This is a genomic window from Hydrogenophaga sp., from assembly GCF_022844385.1.
In the GTDB taxonomy this organism is placed as follows: Bacteria; Pseudomonadota; Gammaproteobacteria; order Burkholderiales; family Burkholderiaceae_C; genus Hydrogenophaga.
Map to the genome: position 1 here is coordinate 1 of NZ_JALHLX010000002.1, position 6,887 is coordinate 6,887.

Sequence of the window (6,887 nt, forward strand, 5' to 3'; positions counted from 1 at the left end):
AGGCCAATCGTTTGAATCTTGCCCGCGCGCACCAGATCGCTCAGCGCACCCACGCTCTCTTCGATCGGCACCTGCTTGTCCCAGCGGTGCAGGTAGTAGAGGTCGATCACATCGGTCTTCAGGCGCTTGAGCGCGGCCTCGCAGGTGGCGCGAATCGTCTCGGGCCGACCGTCGATCACACGCACCAGCTTGCCGTCGCCCGCCACGTCCACGCCTTGCATGCCGCACTTGCTGGCCAGCGTGAACTCGCTGCGGCGCTTGCAAAGGGCTTTGCCCACCAGCGTCTCGCTCACGCCAAAGCCATAGAGCGCGGCGGTATCAAAGTGCGTGATGCCCTGGTCCAGCGCGGACTGCAGCAGGCGCTCGGCTGCCTCGGGCGTCACCGGTGCGCCATAGGCGTGGCAGATGTTCATGCAGCCCAGGCCAATGGCCGAGACTTTGAAGGGACCGAGTTGTCGTTGTTGCATGGCTTCAGCCGTTCGCGTTCAACTTCTGCTCGAGGTCGTGCAGCACCTCGTAGCAGGCAAACACCTTCGCCACGCTGGAGTTGGGCTCTCGCCCCTCTTTGATGGCGGCGAAGAATTCGCGGTCCTGCAGCTCGATGCCGTTCATGCTGACCGCCACCTTGGACACGTCGATCTTTTCTTCCTTGCCGGTGAACAGGTCGTCGTAGCGCGCGAGGTAGGTCGCGGTGTCGCCGATGTAGCGGAAGTAGGTGCCGAGCGGTCCGTCGTTGTTGAAGCTCAGGCTCAGTGTGCAGATGGCGCCGTTGGCGGCTTTCAACTGGATGCTCATGTCCATGGCGATGCCCAGCGTCGGGTGGATCGGGCCCTGGATGGCGTTGGCCTGCACGATCGGGCTGCCGCACTGGTAGGCGAACAGATCGACCGTGTGCGCTGCGTGGTGCCACAGCAGGTGGTCGGTCCAGCTGCGCGCCTGGCCCAGCGCGTTGGTGTTGGTGCGGCGAAAGAAATAGGTCTGCACATCCATCTGCTGGATGTTGAAGCGGCCCGCCGTGATCTCGTTGTGCACGTACTGGTGGCTGGGGTTGAAGCGGCGCGTGTGGCCGCACATCGCCACCAGCCCGGTCTTCTTCTGCTCTTCCACCACGGCCTTGGCACCGGCCAGGCTGTCGGCCAGCGGAATCTCCACCTGCACGTGTTTGCCGGCCTTGAGGCAGGCGATCGTTTGTTCGGCGTGCATCTGCGTGGGCGTGCAGAGAATCACGGCGTCCAGCTCCTTGAGCGCGAGACTGTCAGCGAGGTCGGTGGTGACGTGGGCTATGCCGTATTTCGCCGCCACTTCTTTCGTCTTCTCCAGGTCGCGGCTGATCAGCGAGATCACTTCCACACCGTCGATGTTCTTGATGCCGTCGAGGTGTTTGATGCCGAAGGCGCCGGCGCCGGCGAGGGCGACTTTGATGGTCATGGTTCAGTTCTCCTGTTTGGGGTTTTACTCCCTCTCCCCCTGGGAGAGGGTTGGGGTGAGGGCCCGGCGCACCGAGAGCCCTCACCCCTGCCCTCTCCCAGAGGGAGAGGGGGAAAGTCACGCGTTCTCGAGAATCAGGTGGCCCACGGCCGTGTTGCTCGCGGGCACATGGTAGAAGCGGCGCACCGCCTTGGGCTTCGGCCCGCCGGCTGCGTCGGCCATGGCGCCGCGCGCGATCAGCCACATCACGAGTTCAATGCCCTCGCTGCCGGCTTCGCGCACGTAGTCGATGTGGGGGATGCTGGCCGCGGCTTCCGGGTCGTTGATCAGCTTGTCCAGAAACGCGTTGTCGAAGTCCTTGTTGATCAGGCCCGCGCGCGGACCCTGCAGCTGGTGGCTCATGCCGCCCGTGCCCCAGATCTGCACGTTGAGGTCTTCGTCAAAACTCGCCACGGCCTTGGCAATGGCTTTGCCCAGGTTGTAGCAGCGACGGCCGCTGGGCACCGGGTACTGCACCACGTTGACCGCGAACGGGATCACCGGGCAGGGCCAGGCCTCGGGCTGACCGCACATCAGCGACAGCGGCACGGTCAGGCCGTGGTCCACGTCCATCTTGTTGACGATGGTGAGGTCGAAGTCCTGCTGAATCACGGACTGCGCAATGTGCGCCGACAGTTCCGGGTGACCGATGACCTTGGGTACGGGACGCGGACCCCAGCCCTCGTCGGCCGGCTGGTACTCGGCGGCGGTGCCGATGGCAAAGGTCGGGATCATGTCGAGGCTGAAGGCCGTGGCGTGGTCGTTGTAGACCAGAAAAATCACGTCGGGCTGGTTGTCCTTCAGCCATTGCTTGCCGAAGTCATAGCCTTGAAAGACTGGCTGCCAGTAGGGCTCATGGGTCTTGCCGAGGTCCAGCGCGGCGCCGATGGCAGGCACGTGGGAGGTGTAAACGGATGCGGTGATGCGTGCCATGTCAGTTCACTTTCTGGCTTGCGGAGCCTTGTGGCTGGCGATGTGCCTGTGCCGTGCCGTCTTCGCCAACGACGCGATTGCCCTCGACCGATCGGCCACCGGCAATCATCATGTTGCGGTACTCGTCTTCGGTCATGCCGGTCATGGAGCCCGCCATCTGCTGGAAGCTCTTGCCGTCGGTGGCGCCGATCTTGGCGAGGAAGTAGATGTTGCCGCCGAGGCGGATGCACCAGTTGAGGTCGCGCGCGAGCACGGCCTGCTTCTGCTCTTCCGTCATGTCCCATTCGTTCAGATAGGCACGTTCGTCCTGCTTGAAACGCTCGCGGTTCCCGGCCTTCATCAGGCTCATGCAGAACTGGTTGAGCCAGTAGCCCTTGCGGGATTGTTCTGCGTCGAAGATGGTCGTGCCGGGCACGTCCAGGTAGGGTTTTTCGAGTGCCATGTCAGACCTCCTCTGGCCAATACAACTTCATGGGATTCGTCACCAGCAGCTTCTTCTGAGCTTCCGCTGTGGGCGCGATCTGCGGAATGAAGTCCACCAGCAGGCCGTCGTCGGGCATGTGGTCCTTCAGGTTGGGGTGCGGCCAGTCGGTTCCCCAGAGCACGCGGTCAGGGAACTCTTCCATGACGCGGCGCGCGAACGGCACCACATCCTGGTAAGCGGCCTGCTCGCCGTCCAAGGCCTTGGGGCCGGTGATGCTCAGGCGCTCCGGGCAGCTCACCTTGCTCCACACGTTGGGGTGCTGGCGCATGAACTTGAGGAACAGCTCGAACTCGGGGCCGTCCACCGGCTTGCTCACGTCGGGGCGGCCCATGTGGTCCACCACCACGGTCGTGGGCAAGGCGGTGAAGAAGTCCCACAGCTCGGGCAGGTCCACCGCTTCGAAATAGATCACCACGTGCCAGTCCAGCTTCTGGATGCGCGCGGCGATCTCCATCAGTTCGTCCTTGGGTGTGAAGTCCACCAGGCGTTTGACGAAGTTGAAGCGCACACCGCGCACGCCGGCTTTGTGAAGCGCCTGCAACTCGTCATCGGTGACGCTGCGCTTGACCGTGGCCACCCCCCGCGCCTTGCCGTCGCTGTGCACCAGCGCGTCCACCAAGGCGCGGTTGTCCGCACCGTGGCAGGTGGCCTGGACCACCACGTTGCGCGCGAAGCCGAGGTGGTCGCGCAAGGCAAAGAGCTGCGCCTTGCTCGCGTCGCACGGCGTGTATTTGCGCTCGGGGGCGTAGGGAAACTCGGCACCCGGACCGAACACGTGACAGTGTGCGTCCACAGCGCCGGCAGGCAGCTGGAAACGCGGTTTGCTTGGGCCTGCATACCAATCCAGCCAGCCGGCGGTCTTGGTGAAATCACCCGAGGTGGGTTTGCTCATGAGAGAAGCTTTCAAAACAGATCGAACGCCGACGAGGCGGCGAGCGGTGTGAGGCGGCGGGGCGATTTGCTGGCCGAAGGACTGATGAGCCCCGCCGCCTCACACCGCTCGCCGCCGGTCCCACCGGAGAAAAATCAGTCGATGTAACGAAGGCCGGCAGTTGCCAAAGGCTCCCGCATCTTGTACATGTCCAGCCCCAGCACCCCGCTGGCCAGCTTGGCGCGCTTCTCACCCTCAAAACTCTCGCGGTGCTGCGCAGCCTCCAGGGTGATCACGGCACGCGCCGCAGGCACACACACCACACCATCGTCGTCCGCCACGATCACATCACCCGGCGTCACCAGCATGCCGGCACACACGATGGGGATGTTCACCGAACCCAGCGTCGCCTTGATCGTGCCCTTGCTGCTGATCGCCTTGCTCCACACCGGGAAACCCATGCGCTGCAGTTCCTTCACGTCGCGCACACCGCCGTCGATGATCAAGGCCCGCGCGCCGCGCGCCTGGAACGACGTGGCCAGCAAGTCGCCAAAAAAACCGTCGGTGCACTCTGCGGTGACCGTGGCCACCACGATGTCACCCGGCTGGATCTGCTCAGCCGCCACATGCATCATCCAGTTGTCACCCGGTTGCAGCAGCACCGTGACCGCCGTGCCGCTCACCTGGCATCCCGGGTAGATCGGACGCATGAAAGGTTTGAGCAGGCCCACGCGGCCCATGGCCTCGTGCACCGTGGCCGAGCCCAGCGCGGCCAGGCCGTCGGCGGCTGCGCGGTCCGCGCGTTTGATGTTGCGGTAGACAACGCCCAGTTCGTACATGTCAGTCTCCTGTGTGTTCTCCCTCCCCCTCTGGGGGAGGGTTGGGATGGGGGCCTGCCGCGCCAGGGCCCCCATCCCTGCCTTCCCCCAGAGGGGGAAGGGGTGAATTCATTTCGCTCAAAGACCCTTGGCCTTCAAGCGCGTGTCCAACCTCGAAAACACGCGGCGCACATTGCCCTCGTAGATCTGGTGCTTGTCGTCCGCACTCAAAATTTTCGAGGCCTCGATGTAGCGCTTGGTGTCGTCGTAGTAGTTGCCCGTGGTCGGGTCGATACCACGCACCGCACCGATCATCTCGGAGGCAAACAACACGTTCTTCACCGGTATCACGGTGTTGAGCAAATCAATGCCGGGCTGGTGGTAGACGCAGGTGTCGAAGAACACGTTGTTCATCACGTGCGTGTCCAGCAGCGGCTTCTTCATCTCCTGCGCCAGGCCACGAAAGCGACCCCAGTGATAAGGCACCGCGCCACCACCGTGCGGGATCAAAAACTTCAGCGTCGGGAAATCCTTGAACAGGTCGCCCTGGATCAGCTGCATGAAAGCGGTGGTGTCGGCGTTGAGGTAGTGCGCGCCGGTGGTGTGGAAACAGGCGTTGCAACTCGTGCTCACGTGGATCATGGCCGGCAGGTCGTGCTCCACCATCTTCTCGTAGATGGGGTACCAGTGTTTGTCGGTCAGCGGCGGGCTGGTCCAGTGGCCGCCCGATGGATCGGGGTTGAGGTTGATGCCGACCGCACCGTATTGCTGAACGCACTTCTCAAGCTCGGGAATGCAGGTGGCCGGATCAACACCAGGCGACTGCGGCAGCATGGCCACAGGCACGAAATGGTCGGGGAACAGCTCGCTCACGCGGAAGCAAAGCTCGTTGCAGATCGCGGCCCAGGTGCTGGACACGTTGAAGTCGCCGATGTGGTGCGCCATGAAACTGGCGCGCGGGCTGAACAGCGTGATGTCGCTGCCGCGCTCCTTCATCAGCTTGAGCTGGTTGGTCTCGATGGATTCGCGCAACTCGTCGTCGCTGATCTTGAGGTCGGCGACTTTGGGCATCACTGCCGGGTCTTTGATGCCGGCAATCTGCGCGTTGCGCCAGTTCTCCAGCGCCTTGGGTGCCGTGGTGTAGTGGCCGTGGCAATCGATGATGAGGCTCATGGCGTCTCCTGAATTTTTTGTTGTGGTCTGAAAGGCTTCAAGCAGGCTCCATGCCCTGGCGCCGCTTGGCCTCGGCCGCCTCGGGCGCGGTCATGTGGGCGAGCATGGCGCGCACCACATCCGCGTGGTTGGTTCGAAAGGGGATGCCGGCAGAAAACGTGGTGACAATCTGGATGGCCGGGGGCAAGGGGCCGGCCACTGTGATGCCGGCCACACCGAGCAATTCACTGAGCTGCTGAAATCCCAGCGCCACCTCGCCGCGCGACACCAGCGAAGCCACGGGCACACCGGGCGGCGCCTGCACGATGCGGCTTTGAATCTGCTGGGCAATGCCCCAGCGCTCGAACAGTTGGGCCAGCGCCACACCGCTGGGGCCGGTGGAATAGCTGATGCTGGGCGCGGCCAGCACGGCGCTGCGCACCGCGTCTTCCGAGCCCAGATCGGGCAAGGCAGTGCCTTCACGCACGGCCACGGCCACGCCCGAGCGCACCAGGTCCACCCGGCTGCCGGGCTGCAGATGGCCTGCAGCGATCAGCTTGTCGATCGCGTCCGACGCGAGGATCACCACTTCGAAGGCCTCACCCGCCTGCACGCGCCGGGCAGCGTCCACGCCACCCACGGATTCGATGGACACGGACACATTGCTCACCGCCTCGAACCCCGCCACCAGTTCGGCCAGCACCTGGCGCGTCGCCATGGACGAAATACCCTGGATGCGGGTCTTGGGTTTGAACTGGTTGGGATGGTTCGTCATGGTGTTGGAGCCGGGTCGGTGGATTGTGGCCCTTGCCCACGGGTGAGAAAAGTCACATGACCGGCTAGCAGCTAGAACGAAATTACATAACTATGATCCACACCTGTTTCCACCTTCCGTTCGACCATCAGCCGCCATGGACCTCAAACAACTCGAATACTTTGTGCGCGTGGCCGAGCTCGGCAGTTTCACCCGGGCCTCGATGGCGCTGAATGTGGCGCAGCCCGCGCTCTCGCGCCAGGTGCGCCTGCTCGAAGTGGAGTTGCGGCAGAACCTGCTGGTGCGCAACGGCCGCGGCGCCACGCCCACCGAAGCCGGCAAGCTGCTGCTGGCGCACGGCCGCGGCATCCTGCACCAGGTGGAGCGGGCGCGCGAAGAGCTGGGTCG

Annotated in this window: 9 protein-coding genes; 1 reads left to right on the forward strand and 8 read right to left on the reverse strand. The window is 63.8% G+C overall.

What is annotated here, in order from left to right; genetic code table 11:
- From Q0C59_RS00580 to Q0C59_RS00615, 8 genes are all read right to left on the reverse strand, one after another.
- On the reverse strand, positions 1–467 hold a 467-nt coding region (locus tag Q0C59_RS00580; RefSeq protein ID WP_291210358.1), incomplete at its 3' end, for an aldo/keto reductase.
- 4 nt (positions 468–471) lie between these two features.
- Positions 472–1,428, reverse strand: coding sequence for a Gfo/Idh/MocA family oxidoreductase (locus Q0C59_RS00585; RefSeq protein WP_291210361.1), 957 nt, complete (start codon positions 1,426–1,428; stop codon positions 472–474).
- A gap of 117 nt (positions 1,429–1,545) precedes the next feature.
- Positions 1,546–2,400, reverse strand: a complete 855-nt coding sequence (locus Q0C59_RS00590) for a class III extradiol dioxygenase subunit beta (RefSeq protein WP_291210364.1) — start codon at positions 2,398–2,400, stop codon at positions 1,546–1,548.
- A 1-nt stretch (position 2,401) separates the two neighbouring features.
- Complete coding sequence (gene ligA, locus Q0C59_RS00595) at positions 2,402–2,842, reverse strand: protocatechuate 4,5-dioxygenase subunit alpha (RefSeq protein ID WP_291210367.1); 441 nt, start codon at positions 2,840–2,842, stop codon at positions 2,402–2,404.
- 1 nt (position 2,843) lies between these two features.
- Positions 2,844–3,776 carry an amidohydrolase family protein gene (locus Q0C59_RS00600; RefSeq protein WP_291210370.1) on the reverse strand — a complete coding sequence of 311 codons (933 nt, stop codon included), beginning with the start codon at positions 3,774–3,776 and terminating at the stop codon, positions 2,844–2,846.
- 134 nt (positions 3,777–3,910) lie between these two features.
- Positions 3,911–4,594 (reverse strand): 4-carboxy-4-hydroxy-2-oxoadipate aldolase/oxaloacetate decarboxylase, encoded by a 684-nt coding sequence (ligK, locus tag Q0C59_RS00605; RefSeq protein WP_291210373.1) that lies wholly within the window; start codon positions 4,592–4,594, stop codon positions 3,911–3,913.
- Between the two features lie 117 nt (positions 4,595–4,711).
- Entirely contained in the window at positions 4,712–5,746 is a 1,035-nt protein-coding gene (locus tag Q0C59_RS00610; RefSeq protein WP_291210376.1) for an amidohydrolase family protein, read from the reverse strand.
- A 37-nt stretch (positions 5,747–5,783) separates the two neighbouring features.
- Positions 5,784–6,500, reverse strand: coding sequence for a substrate-binding domain-containing protein (locus tag Q0C59_RS00615; protein ID WP_291210379.1), 717 nt, complete (start codon positions 6,498–6,500; stop codon positions 5,784–5,786).
- A gap of 136 nt (positions 6,501–6,636) precedes the next feature.
- Here Q0C59_RS00615 and Q0C59_RS00620 point away from each other — a divergent pair.
- Positions 6,637–6,887, forward strand: a 251-nt coding sequence (locus tag Q0C59_RS00620) for a LysR family transcriptional regulator (RefSeq protein ID WP_291210567.1), incomplete at its 3' end; no start/stop codon positions are given.

Excerpts from the sequence above, each read along its gene's own strand:
- Q0C59_RS00585 (WP_291210361.1), bottom strand. The coding sequence starts at position 1,428 with ATGACCATCAAAGTCGCCCTCGCCGGCGCCGGCGCCTTCGGCATCAAA.
- Q0C59_RS00590 (WP_291210364.1), bottom strand. The coding sequence starts at position 2,400 with ATGGCACGCATCACCGCATCCGTTTACACCTCCCACGTGCCTGCCATC.
- ligA (WP_291210367.1), bottom strand. The coding sequence starts at position 2,842 with ATGGCACTCGAAAAACCCTACCTGGACGTGCCCGGCACGACCATCTTC.
- Q0C59_RS00600 (WP_291210370.1), bottom strand. The coding sequence starts at position 3,776 with ATGAGCAAACCCACCTCGGGTGATTTCACCAAGACCGCCGGCTGGCTG.
- ligK (WP_291210373.1), bottom strand. The coding sequence starts at position 4,594 with ATGTACGAACTGGGCGTTGTCTACCGCAACATCAAACGCGCGGACCGC.
- Q0C59_RS00610 (WP_291210376.1), bottom strand. The coding sequence starts at position 5,746 with ATGAGCCTCATCATCGATTGCCACGGCCACTACACCACGGCACCCAAG.
- Q0C59_RS00615 (WP_291210379.1), bottom strand. The coding sequence starts at position 6,500 with ATGACGAACCATCCCAACCAGTTCAAACCCAAGACCCGCATCCAGGGT.